The sequence below is a fragment of the Arthrobacter sp. efr-133-TYG-120 genome (assembly GCF_030209785.1).
Taxonomy (GTDB): Bacteria; Actinomycetota; Actinomycetes; order Actinomycetales; family Micrococcaceae; genus Arthrobacter.
In genome coordinates this window covers 68,803-87,236 of sequence record NZ_JARVRI010000027.1, presented here as the reverse complement: position 1 = coordinate 87,236, position 18,434 = coordinate 68,803, and the positions used below count along the sequence as shown (strand labels likewise).

General features: G+C 63.3%; 19 protein-coding genes. 8 read left to right on the top strand and 11 right to left on the bottom strand.

The window, feature by feature from the left end; all coding sequences use genetic code 11:
- The first annotated feature begins 102 nt into the window (after nt 1–102).
- A complete protein-coding gene (gene malQ, locus QRN51_RS16000) occupies nt 103–2,295 on the top strand; it encodes a 4-alpha-glucanotransferase (RefSeq protein ID WP_284990837.1) in 2,193 nt (730 codons plus the stop codon).
- A gap of 153 nt (nt 2,296–2,448) precedes the next feature.
- On the opposite strand, the gene QRN51_RS15995 is transcribed toward malQ, so the two are convergent.
- From QRN51_RS15995 to QRN51_RS15975, 5 genes are read right to left on the bottom strand one after another with little or no spacing between them, the layout of a single operon-like run.
- Nucleotides 2,449–3,519 (bottom strand): lactonase family protein, encoded by a 1,071-nt coding sequence (locus tag QRN51_RS15995; protein WP_284990835.1) that lies wholly within the window; start codon nt 3,517–3,519, stop codon nt 2,449–2,451.
- A gap of 32 nt (nt 3,520–3,551) precedes the next feature.
- The gene (locus QRN51_RS15990; protein WP_059388362.1) at nt 3,552–4,382 is read right to left on the bottom strand and encodes an aldo/keto reductase; all 831 of its coding nucleotides are present in this window, start codon (nt 4,380–4,382) and stop codon (nt 3,552–3,554) included.
- Between the two features lie 19 nt (nt 4,383–4,401).
- A complete protein-coding gene (locus QRN51_RS15985; RefSeq protein ID WP_284990834.1) occupies nt 4,402–5,406 on the bottom strand; it encodes an SDR family oxidoreductase in 1,005 nt (334 codons plus the stop codon).
- Complete coding sequence (locus QRN51_RS15980; protein ID WP_284990833.1) at nt 5,403–6,374, bottom strand: aldo/keto reductase; 972 nt, start codon at nt 6,372–6,374, stop codon at nt 5,403–5,405. The genes QRN51_RS15985 and QRN51_RS15980 overlap by 4 nt, the downstream gene beginning before the upstream one ends.
- A 28-nt stretch (nt 6,375–6,402) precedes the next feature.
- Nucleotides 6,403–7,248 carry an aldo/keto reductase gene (locus QRN51_RS15975; RefSeq protein ID WP_284990831.1) on the bottom strand — a complete coding sequence of 282 codons (846 nt, stop codon included), beginning with the start codon at nt 7,246–7,248 and terminating at the stop codon, nt 6,403–6,405.
- 164 nt (nt 7,249–7,412) lie between these two features.
- Here QRN51_RS15975 and QRN51_RS15970 point away from each other — a divergent pair, with 164 nt between their 5' ends.
- From QRN51_RS15970 to QRN51_RS15960, 3 genes are all read left to right on the top strand, one after another.
- Entirely contained in the window at nt 7,413–8,333 is a 921-nt protein-coding gene (locus QRN51_RS15970; RefSeq protein ID WP_284990830.1) for a helix-turn-helix transcriptional regulator, read from the top strand.
- A 145-nt stretch (nt 8,334–8,478) separates the two neighbouring features.
- Nucleotides 8,479–8,685 carry a hypothetical protein gene (locus QRN51_RS15965; protein ID WP_284990829.1) on the top strand — a complete coding sequence of 69 codons (207 nt, stop codon included), beginning with the start codon at nt 8,479–8,481 and terminating at the stop codon, nt 8,683–8,685.
- Nucleotides 8,682–8,954 carry a hypothetical protein gene (locus QRN51_RS15960; protein WP_059388368.1) on the top strand — a complete coding sequence of 91 codons (273 nt, stop codon included), beginning with the start codon at nt 8,682–8,684 and terminating at the stop codon, nt 8,952–8,954. Before QRN51_RS15965 ends, QRN51_RS15960 begins: the two co-directional genes overlap by 4 nt.
- Nucleotides 8,955–9,035: 81 nt before the next feature.
- Here the strand turns inward: QRN51_RS15960 and QRN51_RS15955 are convergent, their stop codons facing one another.
- Nucleotides 9,036–9,245, bottom strand: a complete 210-nt coding sequence (locus QRN51_RS15955) for a dodecin (protein ID WP_059388369.1) — start codon at nt 9,243–9,245, stop codon at nt 9,036–9,038.
- A gap of 146 nt (nt 9,246–9,391) precedes the next feature.
- Complete coding sequence (locus QRN51_RS15950) at nt 9,392–10,114, bottom strand: HAD hydrolase-like protein (RefSeq protein ID WP_284990828.1); 723 nt, start codon at nt 10,112–10,114, stop codon at nt 9,392–9,394.
- Nucleotides 10,115–10,188: 74 nt separating this feature from the next.
- Here QRN51_RS15950 and QRN51_RS15945 point away from each other — a divergent pair, with 74 nt between their 5' ends.
- Nucleotides 10,189–10,647, top strand: coding sequence for an Lrp/AsnC family transcriptional regulator (locus QRN51_RS15945; RefSeq protein ID WP_059388371.1), 459 nt, complete (start codon nt 10,189–10,191; stop codon nt 10,645–10,647).
- Nucleotides 10,648–10,658: 11 nt separating this feature from the next.
- Here QRN51_RS15945 and QRN51_RS15940 read toward each other — a convergent pair whose 3' ends face one another.
- The 3 genes from QRN51_RS15940 to QRN51_RS15930 are packed head-to-tail and all read right to left on the bottom strand — an operon-like array spanning nt 10,659 to nt 14,539.
- Entirely contained in the window at nt 10,659–12,068 is a 1,410-nt protein-coding gene (locus tag QRN51_RS15940) for an aspartate ammonia-lyase (protein ID WP_059388372.1), read from the bottom strand.
- A gap of 4 nt (nt 12,069–12,072) precedes the next feature.
- The gene (locus QRN51_RS15935; protein ID WP_284990825.1) at nt 12,073–13,494 is read right to left on the bottom strand and encodes an aldehyde dehydrogenase family protein; all 1,422 of its coding nucleotides are present in this window, start codon (nt 13,492–13,494) and stop codon (nt 12,073–12,075) included.
- A complete protein-coding gene (locus tag QRN51_RS15930; RefSeq protein WP_284990823.1) occupies nt 13,487–14,539 on the bottom strand; it encodes a homoserine dehydrogenase in 1,053 nt (350 codons plus the stop codon). Before QRN51_RS15930 ends, QRN51_RS15935 begins: the two co-directional genes overlap by 8 nt.
- Nucleotides 14,540–14,856: 317 nt before the next feature.
- Here QRN51_RS15930 and QRN51_RS15925 point away from each other — a divergent pair, with 317 nt between their 5' ends.
- From QRN51_RS15925 to QRN51_RS15915, 3 genes are all read left to right on the top strand, one after another.
- Entirely contained in the window at nt 14,857–16,308 is a 1,452-nt protein-coding gene (locus tag QRN51_RS15925) for an amino acid permease (protein WP_284990822.1), read from the top strand.
- A gap of 96 nt (nt 16,309–16,404) precedes the next feature.
- On the top strand, nt 16,405–16,806 hold the full coding sequence (locus QRN51_RS15920; protein ID WP_284990820.1) for an alanine racemase C-terminal domain-containing protein: 402 nt from the start codon (nt 16,405–16,407) through the stop codon (nt 16,804–16,806).
- 37 nt (nt 16,807–16,843) lie between these two features.
- Complete coding sequence (locus QRN51_RS15915; RefSeq protein ID WP_284990818.1) at nt 16,844–17,644, top strand: IclR family transcriptional regulator; 801 nt, start codon at nt 16,844–16,846, stop codon at nt 17,642–17,644.
- Here QRN51_RS15915 and QRN51_RS15910 read toward each other — a convergent pair.
- Nucleotides 17,641–18,417: an IclR family transcriptional regulator gene (locus QRN51_RS15910; protein WP_059388378.1), complete on the bottom strand. Its 777-nt coding sequence runs from the start codon at nt 18,415–18,417 to the stop codon at nt 17,641–17,643. The genes QRN51_RS15915 and QRN51_RS15910 overlap by 4 nt on opposite strands.
- Nucleotides 18,418–18,434: the final 17 nt, after the last annotated feature.

Below are 18,434 nucleotides of genomic sequence, written 5' to 3'. Positions count from 1 at the left end.
CGGCCATCACCGCCCTGCAATAATCGGAACCAGTTGCCTCGCTTGAGTTGCACGCGGGGCGGTATGCACCTTCGGACGAATCACATCGCAGACGAGGCGGACATGACCAACACTCCCATCCAGCAGGCCACCGACACCACGGCGATTCCACCCGCTACCAACCCCGCCATTGACGAGGACCTGCTCCACCGGCTCGCGGATGCTCACGGCGTCGGGACGTCGTTCCATGGCTGGGATGGGCTGCAGCACGACGTTTCGCCCACCACGTTGATCCAGGTGCTTGGTGCCCTGGGGGTCGCCGCCCATTCCGACGAGCAGATCGAAGCGGCCCTTGCGGACGCGGAAGTGGCGCCGTGGCGGCGGATGCTGCCACCCGCCGTCGTCGTCCAAGAAGGAACGACGGCGGCTGTCCACGTCCACGTCCGCGACGGTTCGCCGGCCCGCCTGACGATCTCGCTCGAGGACGGAACGGAACTTGCCGCCGTTCAACAGGAGGACTGGGCGCCGCCGCGCGACGTTGATGGAGTGCCCACAGGCCGTGCAACGTTTGAGGTTCCGGCCGGTTTGCCGCTCGGCTGGCATTCGCTCACGGCCGAGTCCGACGGCGTGACGGCCACCGCCGCGCTCGCCGTGGTTCCAGCCTCGTTGCAGACGGCGGCAGGGCTTGAGGAACGACGGGGCTGGGGACTCGCCACGCAACTGTACTCGGTACGCTCGAAGCGCTCCTGGGGTATCGGGGATTTCGCGGACCTTGCCGATTTGGCATCGTTGGCCGGCGCGCGCGGGGCCGACTACGTCCTGGTGAACCCACTGCATGCCGCAGATCCGGTGCCTCCCATTCAAGCATCGCCGTACTCTCCCTCCACCAGGCGATTCTTCAACCCCCTCTACATCCGGGTCGAATCCATTCCCGAATTGGCATACGTCAAGCCTCGCAAGCGCGCCACGGTGGACCGGCTGTTGGACCACGTCCACGCGCTCAACAAGGACGCCGAACGGCTGGACCGGGACCAGATCTTTGCCGCGAAGCTCGCTGCCTTGGAACTCCTTCACACGGTCAAGCTCTCTCCGGCCCGGCAATGCGCCTTTGAGGAGTTCTGCCGCGAGTCCGGCCCCGGCCTGGACGATTTCGCCCTTTGGTGCGCGATCCGCGAAGACCGGTCGCCGGACGACCCCTTCTGGCAGGACCCCGCGGCCACCCTCGGTTCGCCCAAGGTCGAGTCGATGCGTCAGGCTTTGGCCGACCGGATCGGTTTCCACCGCTGGCTTCAGTGGATCTGCGATGAACAGCTCGAGTCGGCCCAGGTCGCGGCGAAGCGATCCGGCATGCGGTTGGGAGTAGTGCACGATCTCGCCGTCGGGGCGGACTTGAGCAGCGCCGACGCCTGGACCCTGCGCAGCAGCTTCGCACCGGGCGTCAGCGTGGGCGCACCGCCGGACATGTACAACCAGCTGGGCCAGAACTGGAACCAGCCGCCGTGGCACCCGGTCCGTTTGGCAGAGGCGGGCTACGCGCCCTTGCGCGCGATGCTCTCCACCGTCCTTCGCCATGCCGGTGGAATCCGCGTGGACCACATCTTGGGGCTGTTCCGCCTGTGGTGGGTGCCCGCCGGCAACTCGGCCCGCGACGGCGCCTATGTCCGCTACGACCACGAGGCCCTCATCGGCATCCTCGCTTTGGAAGCGCATCGCGCGGGTGCCGTGGTCATCGGCGAAGACCTGGGCGTCTTCGAGCCGTGGGTGCGGGACTACCTTGCCGCCCGCGGCATCCTGGGCACCTCGATCCTCTGGTTCGAGTACGACGGCGACTCGCCGCTCCCGCCCGAACGCTACCGAACGCAGGCCCTCGCCAGCGTCAACACCCACGACCTCCCGCCGACTGCGGGGTACCTCGCCGGCAATCACGTGGAACTCCGCAGCCAACTGGGTTTGCTTGAACGGAGCGTGGCCGAGGAACGGGCCGAGCACGAGGCCAGCCTGGACAAGATGATGGGGTTGCTGCGGGAACGCGGCCTGCTGCCGGCCGACGGAAAGGTGCTTGGCGAGGAACAGGTCATTGAGGCGCTCCATCGCTTGCTGGCCCTCGCGCCATCGGTCCTGCTCGGCGTTGCGTTGGTGGATGCCGTGGGGGAGCGGCGTGTGCAGAACCAACCGGGAACGACGTCGGAGGTCTACCCCAATTGGCAAGTACCGCTGGCCGACGACCACGGCCGCGCGGTGCTGATCGATGACCTTGACGCGAACCCGCGGTTCAACTCCCTGCTGGCGGCAGTGGACGAGGCTGTGCGGGGATAGGCAACGCATCGAGACGTGAGTTCTCGCCTCTTTGGCCCTCCCCACGACGCTCGCTCATCTTTGGGCCTTTTCCCTCGAACGCTCGCTCACCTTGGTGAGCGAGCGTTCCCGATTTTGACCGCATTTGTGAGCGAGCGTCGCTGTTTTGGCCCGTCAGGGGGCGATGACCAAAACGGTAGGGGAACCCACGTCCACCTGCTCGAGGACATCCCCCGGTATACCCGTGGCAGGGTTCAGTGCAAAGGTTGTGACTTGGTTGGAACGCTCGTGCGCCACATGGAGCCAGCCGTCGCGGACCAGGTGATGGCGGGGCCAGTCTCCCCCGCTGGGCACGTCAGCCACGGGCCGGAGCCGGGTTCCGCTGCCTTCGACGGCCAATACCGAGATCCGGTTGGAACCGCGGATGCCCGTGTAGACGAAGCGATGGTCCGGGGAAAGCGCGATTTCCGCTGCCGCGTCGCCGTCGGCGGCTCCACCGGCTGTCGCAGGGCCGCGACGGTGGAGCGCAAAGCGGCCGTCCGCGCCCGGCAGGAGCACCACCACTTCGATGGAGTACTCGGTCACCACGAAGACTGCGTCGACGGAGGGGTGCTGGACCAAGTGTCGCGGGCCGCTGCCCATCGGGAGCGCGACTTCGTGGTCCTTGAGGAGGCCGGTGTCGGGGAAGTAATTCCACACCCGTACGAGGTCGAAGCCGAGGTCGGTGGTCATGATCCGGCCGTCCTCGAGCATGAGGCTTGCATGGGCACGGCTCACCCGGGGTCCGCCCGTGGCGATGTCGATGCCGCCTTCGACGCCGGCGTGCGGGTCTTTCGCCGGCGGTGCGGCAAAGCGCGAGGTGATGCCGCCGTCGTCGTCGAGCCCGTACATCAGCACGTTGCCGTCGCCCCAACAGTTGACCACGATGAAACGTGCGGAAGGGTCGACGGCGACGTGGCAGGCCGCGGCTCCGGCTGGCCAGGCCTCGCCGAGCGGCTCGAGGCCGAAAAGCCCGGTCCGCCGATACGCCCGGACCGTCTGCGCGGCCTCGGCCACTGCATAGACCACCGGCAGCGTGGGATGAACGGCAAGGAACGACGGCGACGGCGCTTCGACGGCGGTGCCCAGCCAACTTAGGCTGCCATCTTCGCGCGCGGCGACTGCCCCAATGCCCCATCCGTTCCCGTCGCTGTCCGCGGTGTACGCGCCAGTCCAGATGAGCGTTCCGTCGATGTTCTCTGCCATGCCGTCCTCAGTGTTGGTGAGTGAAACCTGTATCAGTGTCCCTGTACGTCCGAGTCGACACCGGCATCGGCGCCCGCGTCCAAAGTGGCGATCGCGGACAGGTCGTCATGATCCAAAGCGAAGCCGAAAACGTCCAGGTTTTCCTTCATGCGCGCGGGGTTGGCGGACTTCGGGATGGCGACGAGCCCCTCCTGGACGTGCCAGCGCAACACCACCTGACCGGGAGTCTTTCCGTGTTTCTTCCCGATGGCTGCCAGCACCGGGGCATTCAGGAGATCGCGGCCGGCCCCCAACGGACTGTACGATTCCGTGGCGATGCCATGGTTGCCGTTGAAGGCGCGCTCATCGATCCGCGTGATGGACGGCGAAATCTGGATTTGGTTGACGGCCGGCACCACCGAGGTTTCCTCAAGGAGCCGCTCGAGGTGCGAGGGCTTGAAGTTGGACACGCCGATCGAACGCACCTTCCCCTCAGCCTGCAGCCGCTCGAAAGTCTCCCAAGTGGATACGAATTCATTCCGTTGGGGGAGCGGCCAATGGATCAACAAGAGGTCCACATAGTCCAGCCCGAGGCGCTTGAGGGATCCTTCAAGGCCCTCGACGGCGCGATCGCGGCCCTGGTGGGTGCCGTCCAGTTTGGTGGTGATGAACAGTTCCTCCCGCGGGACCCCGCAGTCCCGCACGCCTTGCCCGACGCCGGCCTCGTTACCGTAGCGGTACGCCGTGTCGACGTGCCGGTAGCCAAGCTCGACGGCGGACACCACCGCCGTGGCGACCTGGGCGTCGTCGAGGGGCCAGGTTCCGAGGCCGATCTGCGGAATGGCATTACCGTCGTTGAGCCTGACAGTCGGAGCAAGTGCCATGTTCCTGTCCTTTCAGTTGCTAGATCGGCCTCCGTGCCCATTGGACCAGTTGATCGCTGAGTTTCATGAAGTCCTGGTCCACGTGCTTGATGCCTGGATGTTCATCATGCCACCGGAAGATCTCCCGTGCGCCTGCCGCGAACGGAATTTCTGCCCGATACCAGGGCACCAGCGTTTTGATCTTGGTGTTGTCGAAGACCACGGAGTGGGACCTGTCCCCGAGAAGCCCAGGGCCAAGCTCCGGGGAGTGCGCTGCAATGGTGTCCGAGGCGATGTGCACCAGCTCGGGTTCCGGCACCCCTGCCGCTGTGGCGAAGAGCCGGTATACCTGGTCCCACGGGAGTGCTTCGTCCGAGGTGATGGTGTAGCTTTCACCCACAGCCTGGGGCCGGCCGAGGAGGCCGACGAAAGCGACTGCAAAATCATCCGCGTGCGTGAGGGTCCACAGCGAGGTACCGTCGCCGTGGACTATCACGGGCAGGCCTTCCCGCATCCGATGGATGTCCGTCCAGCCGCCCAGGAGGGCGATCCGCGTGCGGTCGTAGGTGTGCGAAGGCCGGACGATGGTCACGGGGAATCCTTCGTCGCGGTAGGCGCGGACGAGAAAGTCTTCGCACGCGATCTTGTCCTGGGAGTACTTCCAGAACGGGTTCCTGAGCGGGGTCGATTCGAGGATCGGCAAGCGTGCGGGCGGCTTCTGGTAGGCCGAGGCCGAACTGATGAACACGTACTGCCCGGTCCGGCCGCGGAACAGCTCCACCGCGGCGGCCACATGCTCCGGCGTGAAAGAGATGAAGTCCGCGACGACGTCGAACTCGCGGCCGTTCAGCACCTCCGCCACCTCCGCGGGGTTGCGGATATCCGCCTGCAACAATTCCGTGCCCGGAGGTGCGGGCCTTTCCGAGCTCACTCCGCGATTGAGCACGGTGAGCCGATGACCCAGCGCGACGGCGCGCTCCGCCGCCGCCGCGCTGATGGTCCCGGTCCCGCCGATGAACAGCAGGCGCAACGGTGCCGACGTCACCACGCGTAGTCTTCCGGCGCGGTCCGGTGGCCCGGGAAGATGTCGTCGAGCCGCTTGAGGGCATCGGCGTCGAGGGTGACATCCAAAGCCCTGATGGCGGCGTCCAACTGCTCCTGCGTGCGCGGACCCACGATCGGCGCGGTTACAGCCGGCTGGTGGAGCAACCAGGCCAAGCCAACGTCGCCGGGCTCGTAGCCAAGGTCGTCGGCGAGGTCCTCGTACTGGCGGATCTGGTCTTCATGCTTCTTCAGGGTCTCCGCCGCGCGGCCCTCAAGGCGACGGACGCCGTCGCGTTCCTTCTTCAGCACCCCGCCCAAGAGCCCGCCGTGAAGCGGCGACCACGGGATGAGGCCGAGGCCGTACTGCTGGGCGGCCGGGATGACTTCCAGTTCAACATTGCGGGTGAGCAGGTTGTAGATGGACTGCTCGCTCACGAGTCCGTTGTAGTTGCGCCGCGCGGCAGTCTCCTGGGCCTGGGCGATGTGCCAGCCAGCGAAGTTGCTGCTTCCGGAATACAGGATCTTGCCCTGCTGGACCGCTACCTCGATGGCCTGCCAGATCTCGTCCCACGGCGTGTTCCGGTCCACGTGGTGGAACTGGTAGACGTCGATGTAGTCGGTCTGCAGGCGCTTGAGGCTGGCGTCCAAGGCGCGCCGGATGTTGAGGGCGGAGAGCTTGGACTCGTTGGGGCGGTCAGTCATGGTTCCGTAGAGCTTGGTGGCGAGGACGACGCGCTCGCGGCGCTCGCCGCCCTTGGCGAACCAGCGGCCCAGGATTTCCTCGGTCCAACCCCGGTTGTCGTGGCCGCCGTAGACGTTGGCGGTGTCGAAGAAGTTGATGCCCGAGTCCAGGGCCGAGTCCATGATGGAATGCGCTGCGGATTCCTCCGTCTGCGGGCCGAAATTCATGGTTCCGAGGCACAAGCGGGAGACGCTGAGCCCTGAACGGCCCAAGTGGGTGTACTGCATGGTTTTGGGTTCCTTACGCTGGTGGTTTCTACATTTGGCTGAAGGACGCGACGGCGGGATCGGCGCCGAGGCGCGTACCGGCGTCGAGCGCGCTGATGGCTGCCAGTTCGTCCGGGGTGAGCTGCAGCGCCGCCGCCGCGAGGTTCTGGCGGATCCGCTCGGGGTGGACGGACTTGGGGATGACGATGTTGCCGGTTCCGAGGTGCCAGGCCAGCACGATCTGTGCGGGGGTGACACCGTGCGTTTCGGCAAGTTCGGCGACCGTTGGCGACCCCAGGTCCGCTCCTTGCCCCAGCGGGCTATACGCCTCGACGGCGATTCCGTGCGAGCGGCTCTTCGCCGCCAGTTCCCGCTGTTGGAAGGTCGGGTGCAGCTCGATCTGGTTGACGGCGGGAACGACGTCGGCGAACTCGAGGAGGGTGTCGAGATGATCCTGCAGGAAGTTGGAGACGCCGATTGCCCTGGCGCCGCCGTCGGCATGGATCCTTTCGAGTGCCTTCCACGCATCCACGAACAAGCCTTGAGACGGGACGGGCCAGTGGATCAGGTAGAGATCGATGACGTCGAGGCCGAGTTCGCGGCAGCTGTTGTTGAATGCCGCCGCCGCCCGTCCCTGTTCGCCGTTGCGGAGTTTGGTGGTGATGAAGAGTTCTTCCCGGGCGATGCCGGAAGCCTTGATTGCCGCGCCGACACCGGATTCGTTCCGGTAGGCCGCGGCGGTGTCGATGTGCCGGTAACCGGCCTCCAGAGCGTCCTCCACGGCCTTCTGGGTCTCGGCAGGCGGGACCTGGAAGACGCCGAAGCCGAGCTGGGGGATGGTGACCGAGTTGTTCAGGACGAGCCCGGGAACGGTTGAATTCTGAGCGTTGGACATGTCCGGCCCTTTCGTCACTGGTGGGTGGATTGCCTGACTGGCTTTTTCGAGCCTATGCACTTTCGGCACAACAATCAGTAGTTTTGACGCCCCCTGTTTTTCCTAGGACTCGGAGTCCTACCTTGGCCGTAGAAACAAGCCCTGAGGGAAGGAAGAATAGGCACATGGGTCAAAGTGCCGAGTTCGGAAAGTTCCTCAAAGCCATGCGTGCCCGGATGTCGCCGGAGGACGCAGGGTTGCCGGAAGCGTCCGGCGCGCGCCGCGTTCCAGGGCTGCGCAGGGAAGAGATTGCCCGCTTGGCCGATGTCAGCACGGACTACTACACCCGCCTCGAACAGGGCCGCCATATCCATCCTTCCCGGGCGGTCCTCGAATCGGTGTCGAGGGCCCTTCGCTTGGACTCAAGCGAGCACACCCACATGATGGACCTGCTTGAGCACTGCGCGTCGACTGCCAAGGCGCCGACTCCCGCACCACGGGTGCGGCCGGCCTTGCGCCAACTTCTGGACGCCGTGGGCGACGTTCCGGCGCTCCTGCTTGGCCGGCGCAGCGACGTGCTCGGAGCCAATCGCATGGCGGTCTTGCTGTTTGCCGACTTCCCGTCCATGCCTCCCGCCGAGCGGAACCTCACTCGCTGGCTGATCCTGGACCCGCAGGCACGCGAACTGTTCCGGGACTGGAAGACGGTTGCCGCGGAAGCCGCCGGCTCCCTGCGTGCGGATACCGGGCGGCACCCCGACGATCCACAAGCGAACCAGCTCGTGGGCGAACTCGCCGTGAACAGCGAACATTTCCGCCAATGGTGGGCAGGGCATCGAGTGGCCGCACGCTCGGCCGGCACGGTCCGCTTGCACCACCCCACGGTGGGGGACGTGGAACTGAACTTCGAGAATCTGGCGCTGCCGGAGGACCCGGACCAGGTCCTACGGGTCTATTCAGCGAAGGCGGGTTCGCCGTCGGACGATGCCTTGAAGTTGCTGGGCAGCTTTGGTGCGGGAACGGCGTTTGGTGCCGGAACGACGTTTGCTGCCGGAACGGCGCCGGGCGCGGAGTTGTCCGAGCGTCATGCGATGGACGAGAGCTGAGGGAGTTTCAGCCAAAAGTGCTCCACGTCACTGTGCTGCTGCATAGTGAATCAGCGTGATTCTGTCTATGTGCCCATTGGGCGGCTTTTGAATCGCGTTTACGCTGAATCCAGACCTTTTCGCATATCAAGGATGGAATTCAACGATGAAACGCATCGCGCTGCTGAGGGAACGGGCAACCACCGCCGGGTCCGCGGGATCCACGGGCTCGCATTGCCCGGCATCCGGTCAGTGGAGCCCCGAAGGTGAACCCCACGTGGTGCACACGTTCTTCGAAGGCCACGTCTTCCCGGCCCATAACGGTACGGCAACGGTCTGGCACCGCCAGTACCTGGTAGCCGAGTCCCGATGAGTCCCGAAACCTTGGGCGCGTGGGGCCCAAGCCACTTCACGACGTCGGCGCAACGGCCCGCTGGAGCGGCACTTCGCCTGCCGCCGTCGAAATGGTCGGAGCTCAGCCGCGGCGAAACCGTCTGGATCCACGAGGACAAATGGGGCTTCGACGCCGGCCTCGTGGACGAAGTTTCGTCGGACCACGAATTCCTGTGGATCGAATTTGCCGGCCGCGGCCGGCGACTCCTCTGTGGCGGTGACCCCGTCCAAGTCTGGACCCGCGGGTGAGTCCAGCCTCGCAACTGATGGCCGCCAGCCTTTCCACAGAAAGGCTGGCGGCCATCGTCGTTTTGGGGTTTTGGGGGCTTCTTAACGCTCCAGGCGGAATCCGAGCTTGATGGTTACTTGCCAGTCGGCAACGGCGCCCTCGCTAAGATGGCCGCGGATTTCCTTGACCTCGAACCAGTCGAGGTTCCGGAGGGTCTGGCTCGCGGCCGCAATGCCGTTCCTGATGGCGGCGTCGACGCCCTCGGACGAAGTTCCAACAATTTCGGAAACGCTATATGTGTGGTCAGCCATTCTTGCTCCTCATGATCGTCCTTGATGCCTGAACTGCGGGCCTGGCAGGCCGTGAAAGCAGACTAGCCGACGGAGGGCCGGCGGACTAGGGGTCTGGTCCCCTCCGACGCTCGCTCACATATACGGCCCTTTCGGCGGACGCCCGCTCACTGATGAGGCCAAACGGCGGAACGCTCGCTCACTGATGAGGCCAGGATCATCGGCAGCAAAACTGTGGGTGAGATGGCAGTGGCAGCAGCGTGCAACGCCTCCTCATTTCCCCCGTACCCCCAGAGCGCGAAAAAGGTGGAAATTCCATGCTCAGCGGCTCCCGCGACGTCATAACTTCTGTCGCCGACCATTGCCGGGTTGGAGATATCGATGCCCAGGGAGGCAAGGCGGAGCAGTGCTTCACCGATGACTTCCGCCTTGGTCGCCCGTCTTTCAACGTCCGATGCCCCGCATATGGTGATGAAGTTGCTTTCGATTCCAAAGCGTCGTGCGAGTCGTAGTGCTTGATCTTCCACTTTGGACGTGGCAACAGCCATGGGGATACCGGCTGAGTGTAGTTGCTCCAGCAGTTCTGTGACTCCTTCGTAGAGGCTCGATTGCTCAGCGCCGTGATCCGCGTATGCCTTGCGATAGTGTTGGAGGGCTCTCTGGGCTGTCGCTTCGTCAATCCCGGAGACTGCCCTGAACGATTCGACCATCGGTGGCCCGACAAACCTGAGTAGTTCGTCCGGCCTCGGGACCGGCGCTCCCACGGATTCCAAAGCCCGGGCAGCACTTGAGGTAACACCTGGGGCAGAGTCGATAAGTGTTCCGTCCATGTCGAACAGGACGCAGGTGATGGCGCCGAACGTTGGATGGCTGTGATGCGGAAGTATCATCTTTTCTGGAGCTTTCGGTTGTGGATCGGGTTCTGCTTGGGTTGTGCACAGGGATTACTTTTTGAAGGGTGGGCATGGACCGCGTGAGTCTCGATCACATAGACCAGAGGATCCTTGCGGAGCTCACCAAGAACGCACGCATTAGTCATGCCGAACTGGCGAGCAAAGTCCTGCTTTCAAGGAATGCTGTGCGCCAGCGCGTCGACCGGATGGAACGGCAAGGATACATCCAGGGATATACGCTGGTTGCTGGCCTACCCGGGCAAGGGTCCGTCTCGGCTTTCCTTATGGTCTACCGGAAGGACCGGGTGCGTGGTTCGGATGTCATTGCTGTTTTGCGGTCCATTCCGGAAGTGGTTTTGTGCGACGTCGTCAGCGGGGACTTTGATCTTCTCGTGAGGCTTGAAGCCCGGTCCTTGGAGAGAATCCAAGAGATCTGGGAGCAGATCGCCGCACTTCCGGGCGTCACGGATACCGTGACGGCCATGACGCTTTCCAGTCTCATCCGGCGTGGCGCAGTGCCGACCGCGTGAGGAGTTGGCGATCAGACCGCTGATATGCGGGTACCCCTGACCGGAAGCGCAGCCGATTCAAGCATCGATTGAGCGGTGGCACGGTCCAGGAGGTTCTTGCCGGTAACGACGTCGAGAACCGGTGATCCGTCCCGCAGGGCTTCCTTGGCGACCGCCGCCGCGGCCGCGTAGCCGATGGCCGGAACCAGTGCCGTTGCAAGGCCCACCGAAGCTGCCGTCTGGCGGGCGAGGCGGTCGGTGTTCGCTTCGATGCCTTCCATGCAGTGTGTGCGGAGAACGCGAGCTCCTTGTTTGAGCCATGAAACGGCTTGAAGCAGGACGTGAGCGATGACAGGTTCGAAGGCATTGAGTTGGAGTTGGCCATTGTCTGCAGCCATCGTTACCGCGGTGTCCGCTCCGGCAACCGCGAAAGCGATCTGATTCATGGTCTCGGGGATGACAGGGTTCACCTTTCCGGGCATGATGGACGACCCCGCTTGACGGGGAGGCAAGGTGATCTCGCCAAAGCCATTCTGCGGTCCGCTGGACAGCAATCGGAGGTCACTGCTGATCTTGGATAGCTTGATTGCGGTCCGTTTGAGCATGCCCGACACGTGCATGAAAACTCCGACGTCGGACGTCGCCTCAACCAGATCGTTGGCAGGAAGGACGTCGACGCCGGAAACTTCGGAGAGTGCCCGCAGCACCAGTTGCTGATAACCCGGTTCGGCGGTAATGCCGGTGCCGATGGCGGTGGCCCCCAGGCTGCATTCGCGCATCAGATCGGTGGACTCCAGGAGCCGGGAGCGATCTTCCTCCAACGTGGCGGCGAAGGCATTGAACTCCTGCCCCAGGGTCATCGGGACAGCATCCTGAAGCTGGGTCCTACCCATCTTCACGACATCGGCAAATTCGGCACCCTTGTTTCTGGCGGTTTCGGCAAGCTTGCCCAATTCCTGGTTGAGTTCCGCGATGGCGAAAATGAGGGCCAGCTTGATGGCGGTTGGATAAGCGTCATTGGTGGATTGGCAACGATTGACATGGTCGATGGGGTGCAGGTGCTGGTAGTCGCCGAGGCGCTGGCCCAGTTTTTCCAGCCCGAGGTTCGCGATCACTTCATTCGCGTTCATATTCGTGCTGGTGCCGGCCCCTCCTTGGATGACGTCAACGCAGAACTGTTCGAGGTGATGCCCTTCCTGGATTTCCCGGCACGATTCGCGGATTGCTGCCGCCTGCCGGGGCGAGAGCACCCCAAGTTCGCAGTTGGCCTGCGCCGCGGCGTTCTTGATCATTGCCAGGGAGCGTACCAAGTGCGGATGCCTGGAGATCGGAATGCCGCTGATGGTGAAGTTTTCCAATGCCCGGGCAGTGTGTGCTCCCCAGTAGGCGTTGGCGGGTACGGGAATGTTCCCGAGCGAATCGGTCTCGATGCGGCTGGTCACGGCTCTATATCCCACGGTTCTTGATGCAGACGACTTTGGGCTGGGTCATCTCTTCGTAAGCAAAATGGACACCTTCCCTGCCGAGGCTTCCGTATTTGGAACCCCCGAACGGCATGCCGTCGAACCGATAGTCCGAGGAATCATTGATCATGACTCCGCCTGCGTCGATCCGGCGCGCGGCGTCCATGGCGTTGCTCAGGGAGTCCGTGAAAATGCCGGCGTGAAGGCTGAATTCGATGGCATTTGCTACTTCAATGGCTTCTTCGAACGTATTGAAAGCATGCAGCATGACAACAGGCCCGAACACTTCTTCCCTCCACAGCCTGCTGTCCGCCGGGACCGCTTCCAGCACAGTCGGCTCAAGCACATTGCCTACCCTCACGTTGCCTGCGAGAAGTGCAGCGCCGTCATGGATGGACTCATCAAGCTTGGCTTTGAGTTCGTCTAACGCAGCGGGGCTGATCATCGGCCCGACGTCCGTCCGCTCATCCGACGGATCTCCGGATACCAATCGGGCTGTCGCTTCCAGGAAGCGCTGGCGGAAATCGGCGTACAACGGTGTGGCTACAAGGATTCGCTGCACCCCCACGCAGTTCTGGCCAGCGGCCCAGAACGCTCCGGAGACGCAGGATTCCACGGCGTCGTCAATGTCAGCATCGCTCAGGACGATGACAGGTGCGTTTCCGCCCAGGTCCATGGAAAGCTTCTTCAGGCCGGCGGCGCGGGCAATGCTTTCCCCAGTGGCGAACCCGCCGGTAAAGGACACCATTCTCACATCCCGGGACCGGATGATGGTTTCGGCTATCTCCCGATCCCCGTGAACAACAGTCAGGACTTCAGGCGAAAGCCCAGCATCCACGAGGGCGTCCGCGAGGAGTTGGGCCGACAGGGGAGTCAGGGCGGAGGGCTTGAGGACCACTGCATTGCCTCCGGCAATGGCCGGACCGATCTTGTGCGCCACGAGATTGAGGGGGTCGTTGAAGGGCGTGATCGCTGCAATGATGCCAAGCGGTTCGCGCGAGTACCATCCGGTCCGGTCTTCCGAGCCCTCGTATGAGTCAAAGGGAATGACCTCTCCGGCGTTCCGGCGCGCTTCGGCCGCGGACAGGCGAAGGGTATTGACGGCTCGCAATACTTCCTTTCGGGCCTGGCGGATGGTCTTGCCTGACTCGGCAACAATGGTCCGGGCGAACTCTTCGCTTCGCCGTTCGATGTCGGTGGCAGCAGTGTCGAGGATTTTCCCCCGGGTGTTGCGGGACAGTGCCCGTGCTTTTCGCGCGCCGGCCCGGGCCACTTCGAGCACGGCGTCGGCGGCACAAGCGTCGGTCAGGGGGACCGTGCCGACGATCCTGCCATCGTAGGGGCTCGTCACTTCACGGAATCGTGGCAGCACCATTTCCGTGGCGCAGAGTGTGGACTCAGACATGTGCGGCCGCCCCTGTCTTTGCTGAGTGGATGGCGATGATGTCTGAGAGCAAGGCGTAGGCGGTCTCCACGCGACCTGCTCCAGGTCCCGATACGGTAACCGGGCCAAGTAGATCGGTATCGAAGGAGACGGCGTTCGTAGCGCCCGAAACGCCGGCAAGTCCGTGGTCAAGGGGCACCGCGACCGGGGCTACACCTGCGGTGACGGTCCCGTCAGGATTCCGCCGTGCCGAACCGACGAGCTTCCAGCGGCGTCCGTTCCGGGATGCCGTTCGGACATCTTCCGCCGTGACCGTCGAGATCCCTTGCCGCCGGACGTCCTTGAGTTCGATGCCCGCGTCAAGCAGTTCGTTGGCGAGGATGAGGACCTTGAGCTGGACATCGTAGCCCTCGATGTCTGCTGCTGGGTTCGCCTCGGCGTAACCGAGTTCCTGTGCCTCGCTGACGGCAGCTTCGAAGTCCAGGCCGGCTTCCATCCGACCGAGCACGTAATTGCTGGTTCCGTTGAGAATGCCTTCGAAACCATTCAACCGGAGTCCTGAAAACATCTTCTTCGCCAAACGGATCACCGGCGTGCCACTCATGACGGCTCCTTCGTATTCGAAGTAGACGCCATTTTGCGCGGCTAGGGAAATCAGTTCGGCCCCACGGAGGGCAACCGGTCCTTTGTTCGTGGTGCAGACGCTCTTGCCCGATTCGAGGGCCCACCGCACATGGGAGACCGCAGGTTCGCCGTCGTCGGGGTTTGTGAAGGTGGCTTCGCAGATGATGTCTGCTGTGCACGAGCGGATGACCGACTCATTGTTGGTGTCCGCGGATCCCCCGTGTTCGGCGAAGGTTTCGCTCCCGCCGCCAAGGCCCAGGGCCATGGAGAGGTCGATACCATCAGGCTGGACCAGGGATCCGAGGCGAAGGTCGGTGATTGCCACGACCCGGAGGCCAAAGCCCAGCCCGGAACGAAGTGCCTCATTGCGTGTTGCGATCAGTTCGGCCAGGGTCCTGTTGACGCCGCCAAAGCCGATCAGGGCAATGTCATAGGTGGTCATGCTGCTCCTTCAGTCAGTTACATCTGTCCTCCAATATTGACCGGATTCCATGTCAGCCAGGGCATGTGATTCCGGCCGAAGAATAGGGCGAATCGACCATCCGCATGGCGATTCGACATCAGCACCCGCAAGTAACATGCGTGCAACATGTGCATGCCCAAATGTTTTTAATGACCAATTCGACTACGCTGTGTTATCTTCATCACCATCCCCTTGCGCACCTCCGGCAATCCGGATCACCCCTCGACCCCCGAGGTATCACGCGCATTCTTCGCACCGATTCGACCACCAACCTGACCACCGACCCCGGAGGCACCATGGAATCCTCATTACCCGTCGCGCTAGAACCACAGCTCTCATCCCCTCCGTTGTCTGAATCCGGGCTACGCCGGTCCATGGGGCCCAGGCACCTCGTCATGATCGCCATGGGCGGGGTGATCGGCTCCGGACTTTTCTTGAGTTCCGGCTACACGATCTCCCAGGCCGGACCGCTCGGCGCGGTCATCGCCTACCTGATTGGCTCCTTCGTGGTCTACCTGGTAATGGCATGCCTTGGCGAACTTGCCATCGCGTACCCAGTATCGGGAGCCTTCCACATCTACGCATCGCGGTCGATCGGACCAGCCACGGGATTCACCACGGCGTGGCTCTACTGGCTTTGCTGGGCCGTGGCCATCGGCTCGGAATTCACAGCGGCCGGCCTCCTCATGCAGCGATGGTTTCCAAACATCGACGTGTGGGTCTGGTGTGTCATCTTTGCCGCCGTTCTTTTCGGCCTCAACGCCGTCTCTTCGCGGTTCTTCGGAGAGTCGGAGTTCTGGTTCGCGATCATCAAGGTCGGAGCCATCATCGTCCTGATCGTGCTCGGGGGTGCCGCACTATTTGGTTTCCACCCATTGAGCGAGACCGGCAACCATCCCTTCCTCCTCGAGAACTTCAACACCACCGGGGGTCTCTTCCCCAACGGATTCACTGGCGTTCTGGTCACCGCGCTTGCAGTGTTCTATGCCTTCTCCGGTTCCGAGCTCATCGGCGTAGCGGCAGGCGAAACCGCGGATCCTGCCAAGAGCATTCCGAAGGCCATGCGCAGTACCGTCGTCCGCTTGCTGATGTTCTTCGTCGGGGCCATCGCGGTCATCGCCGCCACCATCCCGTTTGATCAGGTCGGCCTGGACCAGAGCCCGTTCGTGACGGTCTTTTCCTCCATCGGCATCCCGTTTGCCGCCGACGCCATGAATTTCGTCATCATCACCGCGCTCCTTTCCGCCGGCAACAGCGGTCTCTTCTCGTGCGCCCGCATGCTGTACTCTCTCTCGGACGAAGGACATGCCCCTCGCGTGTTGCGAAAGCTGACCCGGCGCGGCATCCCTATGGTTGCGCTCTCCGTGAGCATGGTGGGTGGCCTGGCATCGCTCATCAGCAGCGTGGTTGCGCCCGAGACGGTGTATTTGGCCCTTGTGTCCGTCGCAGGGTTCGCCGTCGTCGGCGTGTGGATGTCCATCGCCGCATCACATTTCTTCCACAGGCGGACTTTCGTCAAGAATGGCGGCAACGTCGCCGCCCTTCCCTATAAGGCCCCGCTGTTTCCCCTAGTTCCGATCCTGGCGTTCTCGCTCTGCTTCATTTCGTTGATCGGTATCGCGTTTGACCCGAACCAGGTAGCCGCCCTCTACTTCGGGGTCCCCTTCGTAGGAGCCTGCTACGCCTTGTTCTATCTCAAGTACGGACGCAAGGCGCGCACGGCCGCGCCGTCTTTGCTGGATCGCTGACCATCGTTCACCCAGCTCTCGGCCGGGGACTGCTGTCCCTGGCCGAGGGCTGTCCGACGGATGGTCAGCCATCCGAGGCTTCAGCTGGCCGGGATCATGACCCACTCCCCCAAAGATGACAACCGCCATATCGATAGCTATCCTGCCCGCACCAAAGTCGGGTATGGCCTCGCCCACACGCTGGACCGGGACTCAAAGTTGGCAGCGGTGACCGCAGGATACGGCGACGGCTACCGCCGCGCGCTGGCCCGTGGAGGCCATGTGCTCGTCCGTGGCCGGCGTGTCGCCATCGTCGACCTTGTTTCGATGAATTCCATGGTTGTTGACGCAACCGACATCGCTGACGCCTCTCCGGGCGACGAAGTTGTGCTGTTCGGAAAGCAAGGAGCCGAAGAAATCACCGTTGAGGAGATGGAGACGGCGAACTCGGCAATCCTCGCCGATCTCTACACCGTGTGGGCAAGAGGAAGCCGCGTTCCGGTCAACGGGGACGTGTGAGAATAGGGCCTGATGAAGCTCGGAAGGAGCATTGACAATGGATTCTTCCTCGGAAGCGTCGTCCATGGCACAAGGACTTCGTATTGTGCGCTTGGTCGCGGACCGGGAGAAGTGGGGCCGGCGGCTCCTCGGCGTCTCCCAGCTCGCCTCCGAGCTGGACATGGAGCAAAGCCGGGTATCCCGGCTGACCCAGGAATTGTGTGATCTGGGACTTCTCGAAAGGGTCGAACGCGGTCCGTTCCGGACAGGCCCGCAATTTTTCGGCCTCGCGGCGTCGCTTAATACTGGCTGGGTTCGCCAATCAAGAACCGAGTTGGAGGCGCTGGTGGCCACGCTTGGCCTCCGATCCAGGGTTTCTGTCCGCGAGGGCTTCCGGGTAATTCTCCTGCGCGCATCTAGCAATGACGCGCTCCCTGGCAGCTTCGTCAAACCTGGAATGGTGACGCCGACATGGTGCACGGGATCAGGCCGGGCACTCTTGTGGGATCACGAGCAGGCCGCGATTCAGGATCTCCTCAAGGACGCCAACTTCATCGGTGTCGGCGGTCCGGGCGCGGCCCACTCGACCGAGGAGGTCTGCGAGCTGATGGACAGGGACCGGAACCGGGGCTTCATAGTGGCGGCCGAAGAATTCGAACATGGCGTCTACGAATTGGCCGTTCCTGTCCGTGACCCGGAAGGAGTGATTCTTGCTTCACTTAGTGTTCTGGGCAACCGGCCCCAGATCGAGCCCAGGGCCGGGAAAATCGCGAAGGTTCTCACGGAAGCCGCCGCGCGGCTCGGATCATGCGGTCGCAGTACTCGGGACAATACGGGAGGAAGGGGCCTTGCGAGCTAGGCCAGCGCCTGCGGCAGTCCCTGACCCATCGTCGATTCGAGCCACTTTCCCCACGACACGAGAGCCGAGGCGCAGAGTTCCCGCCGCGCGGCCAGCCGTGTCTTAGGACCCACGACCTGCAGGGCAGCCACCACTTCGCGTTTGAAATCCCGTACGGGAACGGCTAGGGAATACAAGCCTGGTTCTGCTTCCTCATCCACGATGGAATACCCCCGCCCCCTAGCCTCATGCAGCCGCGTCAGGAAGTCCTCGACATTGACCGGAGTATTGGGGCCGTGGCGAACAAATGCAGAGGACGCGAAAACGGTTCGGACCTCGGCGTCGGACGCCTCCCACAACAATGCCTGGCCGGCGTCGCTGCAGTAGGCCGGGTAAGGCCGGCCCAACCACGAACCGACCATGTTGCTGCTCGCCGGAATACGCTCACCGACCGTCACCGTGCTGTCACCGCTCAGCACTCCGAGAAAGCATCCTTCGTTCGTTTCGCCGGCAAGGCCCTCCAGGGCAGTGATCCCGTCCGTCTGCAGCCGTTGTTCGGTCAAAAGCTGGGCGTCGGTAAAGAGTGACCAGTTCAGGTTGTAGGACCGCCGCTCGGCGCGTTCCAGGAACCCTTCTTGTTCCGCGACTCGCAGGCTCCGCGAGACCTGGCTGCGATCCTTGCCTAAATCGGCTGCAATATCGGCGACCGTGCCGCCGGCGAGGCCTTCGGCGTTACGGGAGCCGACTGCAAGGACAGCCATGATTCCCCGTCCCATGCTGGATGTCTTAGGCATGGATCTGATTCTAGCCA